The sequence below is a fragment of the Mycobacterium sp. MS1601 genome (assembly GCF_001984215.1).
In the GTDB taxonomy this organism is placed as follows: domain Bacteria; phylum Actinomycetota; class Actinomycetes; order Mycobacteriales; family Mycobacteriaceae; genus Mycobacterium.
In genome coordinates this window covers 1,856,499-1,872,439 of sequence record NZ_CP019420.1, presented here as the reverse complement: position 1 = coordinate 1,872,439, position 15,941 = coordinate 1,856,499, and the positions used below count along the sequence as shown (strand labels likewise).

General features: G+C 64.1%; 16 protein-coding genes. 11 read left to right on the top strand and 5 right to left on the bottom strand.

All coding sequences use genetic code 11. From position 1 onward, the window contains the following. The first annotated feature begins 22 nt into the window (after positions 1-22). The 4 genes from BVC93_RS09175 (at position 23) to BVC93_RS09160 (ending at position 5,497) form a co-directional block, all read left to right on the top strand. Positions 23-781 (top strand): SDR family oxidoreductase, encoded by a 759-nt coding sequence (locus BVC93_RS09175; RefSeq protein ID WP_083740924.1) that lies wholly within the window; start codon positions 23-25, stop codon positions 779-781. Between the two features lie 13 nt (positions 782-794). Continuing rightward, complete coding sequence (locus BVC93_RS09170) at positions 795-1,700, top strand: SDR family oxidoreductase (RefSeq protein WP_083736891.1); 906 nt, start codon at positions 795-797, stop codon at positions 1,698-1,700. Positions 1,701-2,180: 480 nt separating this feature from the next. Then, on the top strand, positions 2,181-2,609 hold the full coding sequence (locus BVC93_RS09165) for an MmpS family transport accessory protein (protein WP_083736890.1): 429 nt from the start codon (positions 2,181-2,183) through the stop codon (positions 2,607-2,609). Further along, a complete protein-coding gene (locus tag BVC93_RS09160) occupies positions 2,606-5,497 on the top strand; it encodes an MMPL/RND family transporter (protein WP_083736889.1) in 2,892 nt (963 codons plus the stop codon). Before BVC93_RS09165 ends, BVC93_RS09160 begins: the two co-directional genes overlap by 4 nt. Before the next feature lie 15 nt (positions 5,498-5,512). Here the strand turns inward: BVC93_RS09160 and BVC93_RS09155 are convergent, their stop codons facing one another. Genes BVC93_RS09155 through BVC93_RS09135 form a run of 5 tightly spaced genes read right to left on the bottom strand, consistent with a single transcriptional unit; the run spans position 5,513 to position 8,355 of the window. Then, positions 5,513-5,947 (bottom strand): DUF5078 domain-containing protein, encoded by a 435-nt coding sequence (locus tag BVC93_RS09155; RefSeq protein ID WP_083736888.1) that lies wholly within the window; start codon positions 5,945-5,947, stop codon positions 5,513-5,515. Continuing rightward, the gene (locus tag BVC93_RS09150; RefSeq protein WP_083736887.1) at positions 5,947-6,288 is read right to left on the bottom strand and encodes a DUF732 domain-containing protein; all 342 of its coding nucleotides are present in this window, start codon (positions 6,286-6,288) and stop codon (positions 5,947-5,949) included. Before BVC93_RS09150 ends, BVC93_RS09155 begins: the two co-directional genes overlap by 1 nt. 23 nt (positions 6,289-6,311) lie before the next feature. Beyond that, positions 6,312-6,773: a nitroreductase family deazaflavin-dependent oxidoreductase gene (locus tag BVC93_RS09145; RefSeq protein ID WP_083736886.1), complete on the bottom strand. Its 462-nt coding sequence runs from the start codon at positions 6,771-6,773 to the stop codon at positions 6,312-6,314. An 8-nt stretch (positions 6,774-6,781) separates the two neighbouring features. After that, positions 6,782-7,192 (bottom strand): hypothetical protein, encoded by a 411-nt coding sequence (locus tag BVC93_RS09140; protein ID WP_083736885.1) that lies wholly within the window; start codon positions 7,190-7,192, stop codon positions 6,782-6,784. Beyond that, on the bottom strand, positions 7,192-8,355 hold the full coding sequence (locus tag BVC93_RS09135; RefSeq protein ID WP_083736884.1) for a steroid 3-ketoacyl-CoA thiolase: 1,164 nt from the start codon (positions 8,353-8,355) through the stop codon (positions 7,192-7,194). Before BVC93_RS09135 ends, BVC93_RS09140 begins: the two co-directional genes overlap by 1 nt. Before the next feature lie 121 nt (positions 8,356-8,476). Here BVC93_RS09135 and BVC93_RS09130 point away from each other — a divergent pair, with 121 nt between their 5' ends. The 7 genes from BVC93_RS09130 to BVC93_RS09100 all read left to right on the top strand — a co-directional run bounded on the left by BVC93_RS09130 (position 8,477) and on the right by BVC93_RS09100 (position 15,825). Next, on the top strand, positions 8,477-9,727 hold the full coding sequence (locus BVC93_RS09130) for a cytochrome P450 (protein ID WP_083736883.1): 1,251 nt from the start codon (positions 8,477-8,479) through the stop codon (positions 9,725-9,727). Next, positions 9,728-10,729 (top strand): acyl-CoA dehydrogenase family protein, encoded by a 1,002-nt coding sequence (locus tag BVC93_RS09125; RefSeq protein ID WP_083736882.1) that lies wholly within the window; start codon positions 9,728-9,730, stop codon positions 10,727-10,729. Position 10,730: 1 nt separating this feature from the next. Next, positions 10,731-11,894 carry an acyl-CoA dehydrogenase FadE29 gene (gene fadE29, locus BVC93_RS09120; protein ID WP_083736881.1) on the top strand — a complete coding sequence of 388 codons (1,164 nt, stop codon included), beginning with the start codon at positions 10,731-10,733 and terminating at the stop codon, positions 11,892-11,894. Then, the gene (locus BVC93_RS09115) at positions 11,891-12,850 is read left to right on the top strand and encodes a bifunctional MaoC family dehydratase N-terminal/OB-fold nucleic acid binding domain-containing protein (RefSeq protein WP_083736880.1); all 960 of its coding nucleotides are present in this window, start codon (positions 11,891-11,893) and stop codon (positions 12,848-12,850) included. Before fadE29 ends, BVC93_RS09115 begins: the two co-directional genes overlap by 4 nt. Continuing rightward, positions 12,847-13,248: a MaoC family dehydratase gene (locus BVC93_RS09110; RefSeq protein WP_083736879.1), complete on the top strand. Its 402-nt coding sequence runs from the start codon at positions 12,847-12,849 to the stop codon at positions 13,246-13,248. Before BVC93_RS09115 ends, BVC93_RS09110 begins: the two co-directional genes overlap by 4 nt. Continuing rightward, the gene (locus BVC93_RS09105) at positions 13,245-14,405 is read left to right on the top strand and encodes a lipid-transfer protein (RefSeq protein WP_083736878.1); all 1,161 of its coding nucleotides are present in this window, start codon (positions 13,245-13,247) and stop codon (positions 14,403-14,405) included. Before BVC93_RS09110 ends, BVC93_RS09105 begins: the two co-directional genes overlap by 4 nt. A gap of 649 nt (positions 14,406-15,054) precedes the next feature. Beyond that, complete coding sequence (locus BVC93_RS09100) at positions 15,055-15,825, top strand: LuxR C-terminal-related transcriptional regulator (RefSeq protein WP_083736877.1); 771 nt, start codon at positions 15,055-15,057, stop codon at positions 15,823-15,825. Positions 15,826-15,941: the final 116 nt, after the last annotated feature.

The following is a 15,941-nucleotide window of genomic DNA, read 5'->3' as shown; positions in this document are numbered from 1 at the left end:
CACAGTGAGCGACGCCGCCGACATGGCAATCAAGTTGGGCCTGCGGGGTCGCGTTGTGCTCGTGACCGGCGGTGTTCGAGGGGTTGGCGCTGGTATCAGTGCCGTGTTCGCCGGTCAGGGCGCGACTGTGGTGACCTGCGCCCGGCGTGCGGTAGAGGGGTCGCCGTATGAGTTCCATGCCTGCGATGTCCGTGACGACGATTCGGTCAAGAGGCTGATCGATGCGGTGGTGGCCCGCCACGGGCGGATCGACGCGGTGGTGAACAACGCGGGCGGGTCGCCCTATGTGGCTGCCGCGGAGGCGTCGGCGCGGTTCAGCACCAAGATCATCGAGCTGAATCTGCTGGGGCCGTTGTCGGTGTCGCAGCACGCCAACGCCGTGATGCAGGGGCAGGATCGCGGCGGGTCGATCGTCAACGTCTCCAGCGTCAGTGCGCGCAGGCCCACGCCGGGCACCGCTGCCTACGGTGCGGCCAAGGCCGGCCTGGACAGCCTGACCAGCACCCTGGCCGTGGAGTGGGCGCCGAAGGTGCGGGTCAACTCAGTGGTGGTGGGCATGGTGGAGACCGAACAATCCGAACTGTTCTACGGCGATGCCGATTCGGTGGCCGCGGTGGCGGCCACCATTCCGCTGCGCCGCCTGGCGCAACCCTCCGATATCGGTTGGGCTGCAGCCTTTTTGAGCTCAGATGCGGCGTCGTACATCAGCGGCGCCACCCTCGAGGTGCACGGCGGCGGGGAGCCGCCGGCATACCTCGAGGCGACCAGCGCCAACAAGTAGGGAGACAACAGACATGGCATTGCTCGACGGCCGCGTGGTCATCGTGACGGGCGCCGGCGGCGGCATCGGGCGAGCGCACGCATTGGCGTTCGCCGCCGAGGGGGCGCGGGTGGTGGTCAACGACATCGGCGTCGGCCTCGACGGTTCGCCTGCGGGTGGCGGCAGCGCCGCGCAGGCGGTGGTGGACGAGATCGTCGCTGCCGGTGGGGAGGCCGTCGTCAGCGGTGCCAACGTCGCCGACTGGGCGCAAGCCGAAGGACTGATCCGAACAGCTGTCGACTCCTTCGGCGGACTCGACGTTCTGGTCAACAACGCCGGCATTGTGCGCGACCGGATGTTCGCCAACACCAGCGAAGACGAGTTCGATGCCGTCGTTGCGGTGCATCTCAAAGGTCACTTCGCCACCATGAAACACGCGGCGGCGTACTGGCGTGCGCAATCCAAGGCCGGCAACACGGTGGACGCACGGATCATCAACACCAGTTCGGGGGCGGGCCTGCAGGGCAGCGTCGGGCAAGCCAACTACAGCGCCGCCAAGGCGGGTATCGCGGCGATGACGCTGGTAGCGGCCGCCGAGATGGGCCGCTACGGCGTCACCGTGAACGCCATCGCACCGTCGGCGCGCACCCGGATGACCGAGACGGTCTTCGCCGACATGATGTCCACGCAGGGGGACGAATTCGACGCGATGGCACCGGAGAACATCTCGCCACTGGTGGTGTGGCTGGGAAGCGCCGAGGCTCGCGACATCACCGGAAAGGTGTTCGAGGTCGAGGGCGGCAAGATCCGGGTGGCCGAAGGCTGGGCACACGGGCCGCAGCTGGACAAGGGTGCGCGCTGGGACCCCGCCGAGCTGGGCCCGGTGGTCGGCGACCTAATCGCCAAGGCGCGACCAGCGGTTCCGGTCTACGGGGCCTGAACAAGTTCTAGCGCTGTCGTCGCTGAGCAAATCGCGTTCTCACTATCAGAGAGTATGACTTCGGTTTCGCGGAAAGCGAAAACTCTCAGTGACGCTTGCGGGCTTGGGCCCACGCCGTTTGCGACCGCGGTCGAAGTTCCGTCACAGCCCTGCGGCTGGCCTTCGTCGATCCGGCCTTTCTGTGAGCCGGTGGCAAGGCTTTCACCTGCGGAGACGTCCACTCGGACGAGGTTGGCGCCGACGTGGTGTCACCGTGGTCGCGCAGCCCTGCCCGGCCGGCCGGATACGGCGTGATTCGCTGACGGACAGCGCATTCTCGTGGCGTAAGTGCGACAGCGTATGCGCTCCGCCTCTCACTTCAGCGACTCGGTGATCCAGCACACAGCAAAAGGCTCAAGCTGGGGGAGACGACCACTAGTTATATGAACTAATCTAAGCCGATTGTTGGAGAAGGCTCAGGTCAGCGGAAGTCGGGTCGGTATGGGTGGGGCGTTGAGGCGGGCGTGGATTCCGCTGCTCATCGTGGTCGTCGTGGTGATCGCGGGATTCACCGTCCACCGCATCCGCGGCTTCTTCGCCTCTGAGGGGCCGATGATCACGCCGGTGAACTTCGCCGACGACCCCGAGCCCTTCGAGCCCAAGGTCGTCGAGTACGAGGTCGACGGCCTCGGTGGCACGGCCAACGTCAACTACCTGGATCTGGAGGGCAAACCGCAGCGCATCGACGGTGCGGCACTGCCGTGGCGGGTTCGGCTGGAGACCACCAATCCCTCGGCGATGGCGCAGGTGGTGGCCCAAGGCGACGGCAGCAGTCTGACCTGCCGGATCATCGTCGACGGTGAGCTGAAAGAGGAAAGGACGGTCGACGGCGTGAGTGCACAGACCTTCTGCATCGAGAAGTCCGCATGACGTCGCCCTCCGACGAGCCGCGCACGGACGCCATTCCTGTTGCCACAGAGCCGCACCGGAGCTTCATCCCGCGGACTATCCGGGCGTTCGCGGTGCCCATCATCGTGGTCTGGGTCGCTCTGATCGCGCTGGTCAACATCACCGTGCCGCAGTTGGAGACGGTCGGCCAGATGCAGGCCGTGTCCATGAGCCCGGACGAGGCTCCATCGGTGATCGCCATGAAGCGCGTCGGCGAGCTCTTCGAGGAGGGCACCTCCGACAGCGCGGTGATGATCGTGCTGGAGGGCGACGAGCCACTCGGCGAAGCCGCACACCGGTTCTACGACGAGATGATCGCCAAGCTCCGGGAGGACCCGGAGCACGTGCAGTCGGTCCAGGATTTCTGGAGCGATCCTCTGACCGCCCCGGGCTCGCAGAGTCCGGATGGCAAGGCTGCCTACGTCCAAGTGAAGCTCGCCGGCAACCAGGGTGAGGCATTGGCCAACGAGTCGGTGGAGGCCGCTCAGGCGATCGTCAACAGCATCCAGCCGCCGGACGGGCTGAAGGTGTACCTCACCGGCCCCGCGGCGCTGGCCGCCGACCAGCAGATCGCCGCTGATCGCAGCCTGCGACTCATCGAGGCGGTCACCTTCACCGTCATCATCGTGATGCTGCTGCTGGTGTACCGGTCGATCGTGACCACCATATTGATGCTGGTGATGGTGGTGCTGTCACTGGCAGCCACCCGCGGCATTGTCGCGTTCCTGGGTTATCACGGGATCATCGGACTCTCGAGCTTCGCCACCAACCTTTTGGTCACGCTCGCCATCGCGGCGTCCACGGACTACGCCATCTTCCTGATAGGCCGCTATCAGGAAGCGCGAAGTATGGGCGAGGACAAGGAAACCGCGTTCTACACGATGTTCCACGGCACGGCGCACGTCGTCGCGGGTTCCGGCCTCACCATCGCCGGTGCCACGTTCTGCCTCAGCTTCACCCGCCTGCCGTACTTCCAGACCATGGGCGTCCCGCTGGCCATCGGCATGTGTGTCGGCATCGTCTCGGCACTGACACTCGGCACCGCGATCATCACCATCGGCAGCCGATTCGGGCTGTTCGAGCCCAAGCGCGCCATGCGAATTCGCGGCTGGCGCAAGGTTGGTGCCGCCGTGGTGCGCTGGCCGGGACCCATCCTGGTCGGCGCCGCGGCGCTGGCGTTGATCGGTCTGCTGACACTGCCCGGCTACCGGACCAACTACAACGACCGCGACTATCTGCCGGCGGACCTGCCCGCCAACGAGGGCTACGCGGCGGCCGACAGGCATTTCAACAACGCTCGGATGAACCCCGAACTGCTGATGGTCGAAAGTGATCGGGATCTTCGTAACCCGGCCGACTTCCTGGTGATCGAGAAGATCGCGAAGGCGATATTCCAGGTCGACGGCATCGCCCGTGTCCAGGCCATCACCCGGCCGCAGGGCCAGCCGATCGAGAACACCTCGATTCCCTTCATGATGAGCCAGCAGGGCGTCATGCAGACGCTCAATCAGAAGTACACCGACGACATGATGGCCAACATGCTCAAGCAGGCCGACGACATGCAGACCACCATCGACAACATGGAGAAGATGAGCTCCATCACCGTGCAGATGGCCGACACCACACACCAGATGGTGGGTCAGATGAAGAACATGGTGGTCGACATCCAGGCGTTGCGCGACAACATTTCCACGTTCGACGACTTCTTCCGCCCGTTGCGCAACTACTTCTACTGGGAACCGCACTGTTACGACATCCCGATCTGCTGGGCGCTGCGGTCCATCTTCGACACCCTCGACGGCATCCAGATCATGACCGACGACATCCAGAACCTGATGCCTCAGATGGAGCGTCTGGACACCTTGATGCCGCAGATGGTGGCGTTGATGCCGTCGATGATCGACACCATGAAGTCGATGAAGACCATGATGCTGACGATGCACCAGACCCAGTCCGGTATGCAGGAACAGCAGAAGATCATGTCGGAGAACGGCACCGAGATGGGTGATGCCTTCAACGCGGCCAAGAACGACGACTCGTTCTATCTGCCGCGGGAGGCGTTCGACAATCCGGACTTCCAGAGGGGCCTCGAGCAGTTCCTGTCACCGGACGGGCATGCGGTGCGGTTCATCATCAGCCACGACGGAGATCCGTTGTCGCCGGAGGGTGTTGCCCGTATCGACTCGATCAAGACAGCGGCCAAGGAGGCCATCAAGGGCACGCCGCTGGAGGGCTCGACGATCTATCTCGGCGGCTCGGCAGCGACCTTCAAGGACATGGCCGACGGCAACACCTATGACCTGATGATCGCCGGAATCTCCTCGCTGTGCCTGATTTTCATCATCATGCTGATCATCACCCGCGCGGTGGTGGCCTCGGCGGTGATCGTCGGTACGGTCGTGCTGTCCCTGGGCGCGTCCTTCGGTCTGTCAGTTCTGTTGTGGCAGCACATCCTTGGTATCGAACTGCACTGGATGGTGCTGGCGATGTCGGTGATCATCCTGCTTGCGGTGGGTGCTGACTACAACCTGTTGCTGGTGTCCAGGCTCAAAGAGGAGATACACGCCGGGCTCAACACCGGCATCATCCGGGCCATGGGTGGCAGTGGATCGGTGGCGACGGCCGCCGGCCTGGTGTTCGCGTTCACGATGATGTCCATGGCCGTCAGCGAACTGACCGTGATCGGTCAGGTGGGCACCACCATCGGCCTGGGTCTGCTGTTCGACACCCTGGTGGTGCGGGCGTTCATGACACCTGCGATCGCAGCTCTGCTGGGTCGATGGTTCTGGTGGCCGCAGAACGTGCGGACTCGACCCAAACCGTCGCCGTGGCCGTCACCGCCCGAACAGCGGGAGCCGTCCCCGGTCTGACCGGGGGCGTGCGGGCTACCAGGTCCAGACGGTGGGGTCGACGGGTGGGTAGGTCATGCAGACGTCGGTGCCGTGGGCGACGACGCCTTTGTTGTTGAAGAACAGCTTGGCCCAGTTGGGCCAGTTCCAGGCCAGCGTCTCGTAGAAGGCGTTGGTGGCCGTCTCCTCCGAGTACGCCCGACGGCCCGCGTAGTCCATCGAGAAGAACCAGCTGATCCGGTCACGAGTCCACTTCTGCACATCAGGGGACTTGTTGTTGTAGTCGATGATGTAGCGCTCGTAGTACACCGGATCGGTATCGCGGACAGCGGCCATGTACTGATCCACCGTGCAGGTGGTCTTGAGCATGCGGCTGGGAATCGGATACTCATCGGTGGCATCAGCAGCCGCCGGGGCGGCCAGGGTGATCGCCGCGGCGACCGCAGGTACGAGGGTCAGGTAGCGGCGCATCAGTTCTTCCGATCGGCGGCGGCTTGCAGGACGAACAGCTGGTCCGGGCAGTAGATCGGAATGCCGGCGCCCACGAACTGCCACGCCTGATCGGTGGTGCTGCCCTTCTGCAACTGGTCGTGGACGAACTTCGCCGAGGCGAACGCGTCCGCGTCATGACCGTTACGCAGCCGCTTGCACATGATCTTGCCGATCCAGGCGTTGAAGTCCTTCTGCCCGTAGATCCCGAAGGTGTGCAACTGGTCGGCAAACGCCTCATCGGGATCGGCACTGGCCGTCGGGGCAAGGGTGAGGCTGAGCGCAGCGCCCGCAGCCAGCACCGCCATCCGTACTCCACGCATTGCCGAATCTTAACGTAAACGACCTAAGTATTCACCGGGTCGCAGATGACGATGGGAATCTTGCGGTCGGTGTAGGACCGGTAATTCGCGAAGTCCGGATACATCGCATCCAGCTTCGGCCAGTACTGGTCACGCTCGGAGTCGGTGGCCTCGCGCGCGAGTAGGGACAGTGTTTCCTTCTTGGTCCGGAAGGTGATCGCGGGGTTGGACTTGAGGTTCAGATACCACATCGGGTTGTTGGCGCGGCCACCCTGCGAGGCGACGAGAACGATGCGCTTGCCCTCCTGTAGGAAGAGCAGCGGGCTCTCCCTGGCCTCACCGCTCTTGCGGCCGATGGTGGTCAGGATGCCCACCGGGGCGCCGCGCAGGAACTTGTCACCGAAACGGCCGCCCGTCTTCTTGAAGATCCAGGTGTTGGCCCGCGACATCCATTTGATGAAGGTGCCGGTGTGCTTGGAGTTCAGTGCGCGAGGCGCAGTGGCCATCGGAAACCTCAGCTCGTCAGGAAGGGGCGGATGTCAGCCCGGATGTGGAGGATCTCGGCTCGGCCCGCTTTGCCGCTCGCGGGGATGAGGAACGTCTCGTCGATCCTGGCGCCCACCCGGCGGCCTGCGAACCCGGGCTTGGTCACCAACTCGAACCGGGCGCGCACCGTGTCACCGTCGACGGTGAACTCCGGCTCCGACGCCGACTTGATGACTCGGTACTGCGGTCCTCGGTTCAGGCTGCGGCGCAGGTGTTCTCCCGAAAAGCCGGTCTTGAGACCGAGCTCGACGCGGGTACAGCCCGACGCGAAGGGAACCGAGTTCGCGTCATGGCTGACCAGGGCCTCGATATAGGCCCGTGCCGCGGCTATTCGCTCGGCGTCGGTGAATGCCCGGACCTCGCTGCGCGGGCCGGTCACTAGATCCGCTCGATGATGGTGCCGGTGCTCAATGCGCCGCCGGCACACATTGTGATCAGTGCGGTGGTCTTGTCGGTGCGCTCGAGTTCGTGCAGGGCGGTGGTGATCAGTCGGCTGCCGGTGCTGCCCACCGGGTGGCCCAGTGCGATGGCCCCGCCGTTGACGTTGACGGTGTCCATGTCCGGCTCGTGCACCCGTGCCCATGACAGCACCACAGATGCGAAGGCCTCGTTGATCTCGGTGATGTCGATGTCGCCGATCTTCATGCCCGCTTTCTCCAGCACCCTGGTTGTCGACTGCACCGGGCCGTCGAGATGGTAGTACGGCTCTGCGCCGATGAGTGCCTGGCTGACGATGCGCGCGCGGGGCTTCAGGCCGAGGGCCTTCGCCTTCTGCTCGTCCATCCAGAGCACCGCCGCCGCCCCATCGGAGATCTGCGATGAGGTGCCCGCCGTATGAATTCCCCCCTCCAGCACCGGCTTCAGCGACGCCAACCCCTCGAGCGTGGTGTCGCGCAGGCCCTGGTCCTTGCTCACGATGTGACGATCACTCGTGGGTTGCTTGTTCTCGTCGAGCACCGGGGCCTCGATACCGCTGATCTCGCGATCGAAGCGGCCTTCGGCCCAGGCCTGCTTGGCCTTGAGCTGCGAATCGAACCCGAACTGATCGATGTCTTCGCGGGAGATTCCGCGCCGCTTGGCAATTCGCTCCGCGGCGGTGAACTGGTCAGGCAGGTCGATGTCCCACGAGGCCGGGCGGATGAGGCTGCGGTCGGGGCCCGCATTGGCGCCCAGGCCCACGCGGCTCATGGCCTCGATGCCGCAGGCGATGCCCACGTCGATCGCCCCCGCCGCGATCAGTCCGGCGATCAGGCCGTTGGCCTGCTGACCGCTGCCGCACTGGCAGTCGACGGTCATGGCGCCGACGTGATCGGGGAGACCTGCCACCAGCCACCCGACGCGGGTGATGTTGTTGGACTGCTCGCCGAACTGGGTGACGCAGCCGCCGATGACCTGCTCGACGATGGCTGCGTCGATGCCGGCTTTCTCGACGAGTGCCCTCTGGGTGGCTCCCAGGAGCTCGGTGGCGTGCAGTCCGGACAGCCAGCCGCCGCGCTTGCCGATGGGGCTGCGGGTGGCTTCGACGATGACAGGGGTACCCATTCCGTCAGGCTAGAACACGTTTCATTACTCTGACAAGCGGCGATGCTGCCATGCCTTTTATCTGCGGTGGAGGCATGTTTTACTGGCACTAGAACACGTTGCATTTGAGGAGCGCACAACCATGCACACCCCAACGTCCAGCCCGATCCCCGCCGATTTCGACTTCCTCGACGCGAATCTGAATCTCGAGCGTCTGCCAGTCGAGGAACTCGCCGAACTCCGTAAGTCCGAGCCTATCCACTGGGTTGACGTCCCGGGCGGAACGGGCGGATTCGGTGACAAGGGCTACTGGCTGGTCACCAAACATGCCGACGTCAAAGACGTCTCCAAGCGCAACGACGTCTTCGGTAGCTCGCCGGACGGTGCCATCCCGGTCTGGCCCCAGGGGATGGAACGCTCGGCGATCGACCTGCAGAAGGCGGTCCTGCTGAACATGGACGCGCCTCAGCACACGCGGCTGCGCAAGATCATCTCGCGTGGTTTCACCCCACGGGCCGTCGGCCGGCTCGAAGATGAGCTGCGAGAGCGCGCTCACAAGATTGCCGAGGCGGCGGCCGCGGAGGGCGCAGGAGACTTCGTCGAGCAGGTGTCGTGCGAGTTGCCGCTGCAGGCCATCGCAGGCCTACTGGGGGTGCCGCAAGAAGACCGCGACAAGTTGTTCCGCTGGTCCAATGAGATGACCGCGGGCGAGGACCCCGAATACGCCGACATCGACCCGGCCATGTCCTCTTTCGAGCTCATCACCTATGCGATGAAGATGGCCGAGGAGCGCGCCAAGAACCCCACCGAGGACATCGTCACCACGCTGATCGAGGCCGACATCGAGGGTGAGAAACTCTCCGACGACGAGTTCGGCTTCTTCGTCGTCATGCTCGCGGTGGCCGGCAACGAGACCACCCGCAACTCCATCACCCACGGCATGATCGCGTTCTCCCAGCACCCCGAGCAGTGGGAGCTGTACAAGAAGGAGCGCCCCGCCACCGCAGCAGACGAGATCGTCCGCTGGGCCACCCCCGTCTCGGCGTTCCAGCGCACCGCCCTCGAGGACACCGAGCTCTCCGGAGTGCAGATCAAAAAAGGCGAGCGTGTCGTGATGTCGTACCGCTCGGCCAACTTCGACGAAGAGGTCTTCGAGAACCCCCATGATTTCGACATCACCCGCAACCCCAACCCCCACGTCGGGTTCGGCGGCACCGGGGCGCACTACTGCATCGGCGCCAACCTCGCGAAGATGACCATCAATCTGATATTCAACGCGGTGGCCGACGCCATGCCGGACCTCAAGCCCGTCGGCGAGCCGGAGCGGCTGATGTCGGGATGGCTGAACGGAATCAAGCACTGGCAGGTGGATTACACGGGTAAGGGCGCCTGAATGGACTTCACCCCCGATGAGGGTCAGCAGGCCGTCGCTGACGTGGTGACGTCGGTGCTGGATCGCGACAACAGCTGGGAGGCACTGGTTTCCGGAGGTGTCACGGCACTCGGTGTGCCGGACCGCGTCGGGGGCGATGGCGTGGGACTCGCCGAGATCGCCACGGCCCTGACCGAGATCGGCAGGCACGGCACCATCAGCCCGGCGCTGGCCACTCTCGGTGCCACCGCGGTGCTGCTCGACGCGGCCACCGACAGTCAGCAAGACCGCTACCTGGCAGGTGTGCCGAAGGGTGCGGTGCTGACGCTGGCGCTCAACGAGCCGGGAGCATCCCTGCCCGAACGTCCCGCCGTCGCACTGTCGGCAGGCCGGCTCAACGGCACCAAGATCGCCGTCGGGTATGCGGCCCAAGCAGACTGGGTCGTGGTCACCACCGACAGCGGTGTGGTGGTGATCCCCGGCAGTGCGGACGGTCTGACTGTCACCAAGACTCCCGCCTCCAACGGCTCCGACGAATACGTGTTGACTTTCGTCGACGTGGCCGTGGATGACGCCGATGTGCTCGGGGGCGCCACGGTGGCCCGGGTCAACCAACTGGCCCTGGCCGCGATCGGCGCCTTCGCCGCAGGTCTGGTGGCCGGCGCGCTGCGCCTGACCGCCGATTACGTGGCCACCAGGGAACAGTTCGGCAGGCCGTTGTCCACGTTCCAGACGGTGGCGGCTCAGCTGTCCGAGGTGTACATCGCTTCGCGCACCATCTCGCTGGTGTCCACTTCGGCGGTGTGGTTGCTTGCCGAGGGCTTCGACGCCGACGAGGACCTGGCCGTCCTGGGGTACTGGCTGACCTCGCAGGCGGCCCCGGCCATGCGGCTGTGTCACCACCTGCACGGCGGCATGGGCATGGACATCACCTACCCGATGGACCGCTACTACTCGTCGATCAAGGATCTGACCCGGGTGCTCGGAGGCCCGTCGCACCGGTTGGATCTGGTGGGAGTCTGACATGTACATCGAACTGACACCCGAACAGCGGGCACTGCAAGCCGAACTGCGGCAGTACTTCTCGAATCTCATCACCTCCGAGGAAGAGGAGGCGATGAGCGGTGACCGGCACAACGAGGCGTATCGTGCGGTGATCAAACGCATGGGCACCGACGGCAAGCTCGGTGTCGGCTGGCCCAAGGAGTATGGCGGCCTCGGCTTCGGTCCGGTGGAACAGCAGATCTTCGTCAACGAGGCCAACCGGGCCGACGTGCCGCTGCCCCTGGTGACCCTGCAGACCGTGGGGCCCACCCTCCAGGTGTACGGCACCGAGGAGCAGAAGAAGAAGTTCTTGCCCGGAATCCTCTCCGGTGACATTCATTTCGCGATCGGCTACTCAGAACCCGAGGCCGGGACCGACCTGGCGTCGCTGCGGACAACCGCGGTGCGCCACGGCGACGAGTTCATCGTCAACGGTCAGAAGATGTGGACCACCGGCGCCCATGACGCCGACTACATCTGGCTGGCGGTGCGCACCGACCCGGAAGCCGCCAAGCACAAGGGCATCTCGATCCTCATCGTCGACACCTCGGATCCGGGGTACTCCTGGACCCCGATCATCCTCTCGGACGGGGCACACCACACCAACGCGTCCTACTACAACGACGTGCGGGTGCCCGCCGACATGCTGGTCGGTGAGGAGAACGGCGGCTGGAAGCTCATCACCACCCAGCTCAACCACGAGCGTGTCGGCCTCGGCCCCGCAGGTCGCGTCGCCGGCATCTACGACCGCGTGCGGGCGTGGGCCTCCAAGCCCGGCTCGGACGGCGTCACACCCATCGAGCACGACGACGTGGTGCGGCTGCTGGGCCAGATCAAGGCGATCTGGCGGGTCAACGAACTGCTCAACTGGCAGGTGGCCGCTTCGGGGGACACCATCGCTGTTGCCGATGCCGCTGCCACCAAAGTGTTTTCGACCGAGCGTATCCAAGAAGTCGGCAGGCTGGCCGAGGAGATCGTCGGTAAATACGGCAATCCGGCAGACCCGGAAACTGGTGAGCTGCTTGACTGGCTGGACAAGATGACCAAGCGCAATCTGGTCATCACGTTCGGCGGAGGTGTGAACGAAGTGATGCGGGAGATGATCGCGGCGTCGGGGCTCAAGGTTCCGAGGGTCTCCAGGTGAGTGACCTGACGGCCGGCATCTCAGAGCTCCTGTCGTCCGGCCGCAGCAAGCCGACTGTCGGCCGGGATCCGGTGAACCAGGCCATGATCCACCACTGGGTGGATGCCATCGGCGACACCAATCCGATCTATGTCGACGATGACGCCGCCAGGGCGGCCGGTCATGACGGTATTGTGGCGCCGCCGGCGATGATTCAGGTCTGGACCATGATGGGTCTGGGTCGCAGCCGCGCAGAGGATGATCCGCTGGGGCGGGCCATGAAGATGTTCGACGACGCCGGGTATGTCGGCGTGGTCGCCACCAACTGCGACCAGACCTACCACCGATACCTGCGGCCGGGTGAGCAGGTGGTGATGAGCGCCGAGATCGTCAGCATCGTCGGACCCAAGCAGACGGCGCTGGGCGAGGGCTACTTCATCAACCAGAAGATCCACTGGCACGTCGGTGATGAAGAGGTCGCCGACATGGACTGGCGGATCATGAAATTCCTCCCGGCCGGTAAACAGGCTGCTGCTGAAACCGCCTCGATCCCTGAGGATCTCGATCCAGACAAGCTGATGCGGCCGTCGTGGTCGCGCGACACCAAGTTCTTCTGGGACGGTGTCGCCGCGCATGAACTGCGGATTCAGAAACGACCCGACGGTTCCTTGCAACACCCTCCGGTACCCGCGGTCTGGCAGGGGAAGGATGCCGACGTCGACTATCTCGTCGCCTCCGGCAACGGCACGGTGTTCAGCTACGTCGTGCATCACGCGCCCAAGGTGCCGGGGCGCAGCTTGCCGTTCGTCATCGCGCTTGTCGAACTCGATGAGGGCGTGCGCATGCTCGGCGAGCTCCGAGGAGTGGACGTCAACCAGGTGAAGATCGGAATGCCGGTCAGTGCAACGTACATCGACTTCCCGGACAGTGAAGTCAGCCCGGCCTGGACGCTGTATGCATGGGAGCCGCAAGCATGAGCCTCACCGCGCAAGTGGGAACCAAACTGCCTGAGCTCAAGATCTACGGTGATCCCACCTTCATCGTCTCCACCGCCATCGCCACGCGCGATTACCAAGATGTGCACCATGACCGGGACAAGGCGCAGGCCAAGGGATCCAAGGACATCTTCGTCAACATCCTCACCGATACCGGCCTGGTGGGACGCTACGTAACCGATTGGGCCGGGCCGAACGCCTTGGTCAAGTCGATCAAGTTGCGCCTCGGTGTGCCGTGGTACGCCTACGACACCATCATCTTCAGTGGTGAGGTCACCGAGTGCGACGGCGATCTCGTCACGCTGAAAGTGGTGGGTACCAACAGTCTTGGCGAGCATGTAATTGCCACGTCCACCGTCGCGCTGGGAGCCGCGCAGTGAGCCTGTCCGGAAAATCCGCCATCGTCGGTATCGGTGCCACGGACTTCTCGAAGAACTCCGGCCGCAGTGAGCTGAGGTTGGCTGCCGAAGCGGTGCTCGACGCCCTCGACGACGCCGGTCTGAAGCCATCTGATGTCGACGGGCTGGTGACCTTCACCATGGACTCCAATCTGGAGACCGCTGTTGCGAGGGCCACCGGCATCGGCGAGTTGACCTTCTTCAGCCAGATCGGGTACGGCGGTGGCGCTGCGGCGGCCACGGTGCAGCAGGCGGCTTTGGCGGTAGCCACCGGGGTGGCCGAAGTGGTGGTGGCGTATCGCGCATTCAACGAACGTTCGGAGTTCCGCTTCGGACAGGTGATGACCGGGCTGACCGTCAACGCGGACTCTCGCGGTGTGGAGTACAGCTGGTCCTACCCCCACGGTCTGAGCACGCCGGCTGCCTCGGTGGCGATGATCGCGCAGCGCTACATGCACGAATATGGCGCCACCAGTGCCGATTTCGGTGCAGTGTCAGTGGCTGACCGCAAGCACGCCGCGAACAACCCCAAGGCCCACTTCTACGGCAAGCCCATCACCATCGCCGACCATCAGAACTCGCGATGGATCGCCGAGCCGCTGCGGCTGCTGGACTGCTGCCAGGAAACCGACGGTGGGGTGGCCATTGTGGTCACCACGCCGGAGCGGGCCAAGGACCTCAAGCACCGGCCCGCCGTCATCGAAGCTGCCGCCCAGGGTGCTGGTGCCGATCAATTCACGATGTACTCCTATTACCGTGACGAGCTCGGACTGCCGGAGATGGGCTTGGTGGGACGCCAGTTGTGGAGGCAGAGCGGACTCACACCCGCCGACATCCAGACGGCCGTGATCTACGACCACTTCACGCCGTATACGCTGCTGCAACTCGAGGAACTCGGTTTCTGTGGCAAGGGCGAGGCCAAGGACTTCATTGCCGGTGGAGCCATCGAGATCGGCGGGAAACTACCGATCAACACCCACGGCGGGCAGCTCGGTGAGGCGTACATCCACGGGATGAACGGTATCGCCGAGGGGGTGCGGCAGCTGCGTGGTACGTCGGTGAACCAGGTCGACGGGGTCGAGCATGTGCTCGTCACGGCAGGCACCGGGGTTCCGACATCTGGTCTGATCCTGGGCTGACGGCAGGTTGCCGAATCTCGGAGCCTCGGATGCTGTGCAAGAAAGTGAATTTCTAGCAAATTCAGCTACCGAGGGCGCGTTTGAGACCTGGCCGATTCTGGCAAAGGGGCCGTAGTCGACGGGCATGACCACGCATGTGACGAGGCGCGCGGCGGCCATGCAAGGTGTAGCTGGCGATGGCGTGATGCCTCGGTGCGGGTGAATTCGGACAAAGAGATCCAATCCTGAACCGGTCCCAGTAGTTACGGCGTGATCTGGGCGTCTTCAGGTCTCTATCAGGTGAAACACGCTTCGTCGAGACATCGTGGCCACCTACGGTCTAGTTCCATTGGCAAGATTCTCCGCGTTGCGGCGGGTTTGTCCCGTTGACCGCTTGACAGACGGGTGCTTACCATTGCGTAGATTCCTCAGCAAAGATTGATCGACTGCCGGCAAAGCTCCGAAACGGGGCATAGCACAGCCGAGACATCATCTCCTGGGAATCTGAACCGGGTCGCTGCGCAGCTGCGGTCCGAGCCGAGAGTGCGGGGGCGCTTTCGGGGGGAGGCGGGTTCATGCTGTCCGTGCTGGTTCGCGAACCGGCGCCGTCTCACTATCGACAAGTTGATACCGAAAGTAATCGTGAGCGGCCCGAAGTGGAGTCAAGGCAATGGCTCGGAACCAATATGCACTTTCATCCGACCTCTATGAGGCCCGTGGTGTCCCAAGGCCACGGCCCGCGCTGGCGCCGACCTGGGCGCCCGCGGCGCAGGAGTCGGCAGAACATCTGTCGAACCTGAGGACGCTGCTGATCGACGACAGCACACTCCATCGTGAGAACCTGGCGGCGGTCCTGACTGCCGGAGGCTTCGCGATGCCCGCGCTTGCGTGGGATTTCGATTCGATGCAGCAGGCGCTGCGCGAGATGGTCCCGGAGATAGTTCTGGTGAACATGGCCACCCGCGACAACATGACGTTGCTGCGTTCGGTCCGCGAGAAGTGTCCGCACGCCAAGATCGTCGTCGTCGGCGTGGCCGTGGAGGACGAGTCGGTGATCGTGTCGTGTGCTGAGGCAGGTGTGGCCGGATATCATCTGCGTACCGATTCACTCGATGATCTGGTGTCTCTGATCGGCGCCGTCAGCAATGGTGAACCCTGTTGTCCACCAAAGGTTTCAGCGATTCTCCTGAAGCGGCTCTCGGCGCTGGCGGCGCAGCGTGAACCCGCGGCCAAGGAGCTCGTCCTGACCGCGCGCGAGGTCGAGATCCTGCGCATGCTCGAACTCGGTCTGTCCAACCGTGAAATCGCCGGCCAGCTGTGTATCGCTCTTCACACGGTGAAGAACCACGTGCACAGCTTGTTGGGGAAACTGGGCGTCAGCACCAGGATGGAGGCCGCGGCATTGTCGCGGTCATCGCGGTTGGCGAGTTCGGAGATCTAGCGAGAACTAGTTCGCGGATTCAACGGAAAAATGGCTCTGTTGATCCATGTACTACTACCTCGACGCAACCGATAGTGAACGTGGGGGTTGATCGAGTCAGCCTGCGAGACATTGTG

Coding starts and splice junctions, on each gene's coding strand:
- BVC93_RS09135 (WP_083736884.1), bottom strand. CDS start 8,355: ATGGGTACCCCTGTCATCGTCGAAGCCACCCGCAGCCCCATCGGCAAG.
- BVC93_RS09160 (WP_083736889.1), top strand. CDS start 2,606: ATGACGTCGCCCTCCGACGAGCCGCGCACGGACGCCATTCCTGTTGCC.
- fadE29 (WP_083736881.1), top strand. CDS start 10,731: ATGTACATCGAACTGACACCCGAACAGCGGGCACTGCAAGCCGAACTG.
- BVC93_RS09100 (WP_083736877.1), top strand. CDS start 15,055: ATGGCTCGGAACCAATATGCACTTTCATCCGACCTCTATGAGGCCCGT.
- BVC93_RS09130 (WP_083736883.1), top strand. CDS start 8,477: ATGCACACCCCAACGTCCAGCCCGATCCCCGCCGATTTCGACTTCCTC.
- BVC93_RS09170 (WP_083736891.1), top strand. CDS start 795: ATGGCATTGCTCGACGGCCGCGTGGTCATCGTGACGGGCGCCGGCGGC.
- BVC93_RS09125 (WP_083736882.1), top strand. CDS start 9,728: ATGGACTTCACCCCCGATGAGGGTCAGCAGGCCGTCGCTGACGTGGTG.
- BVC93_RS09155 (WP_083736888.1), bottom strand. CDS start 5,947: ATGCGCCGCTACCTGACCCTCGTACCTGCGGTCGCCGCGGCGATCACC.
- BVC93_RS09165 (WP_083736890.1), top strand. CDS start 2,181: ATGGGTGGGGCGTTGAGGCGGGCGTGGATTCCGCTGCTCATCGTGGTC.
- BVC93_RS09175 (WP_083740924.1), top strand. CDS start 23: ATGGCAATCAAGTTGGGCCTGCGGGGTCGCGTTGTGCTCGTGACCGGC.
- BVC93_RS09110 (WP_083736879.1), top strand. CDS start 12,847: ATGAGCCTCACCGCGCAAGTGGGAACCAAACTGCCTGAGCTCAAGATC.
- BVC93_RS09150 (WP_083736887.1), bottom strand. CDS start 6,288: ATGCGTGGAGTACGGATGGCGGTGCTGGCTGCGGGCGCTGCGCTCAGC.
- BVC93_RS09145 (WP_083736886.1), bottom strand. CDS start 6,773: ATGGCCACTGCGCCTCGCGCACTGAACTCCAAGCACACCGGCACCTTC.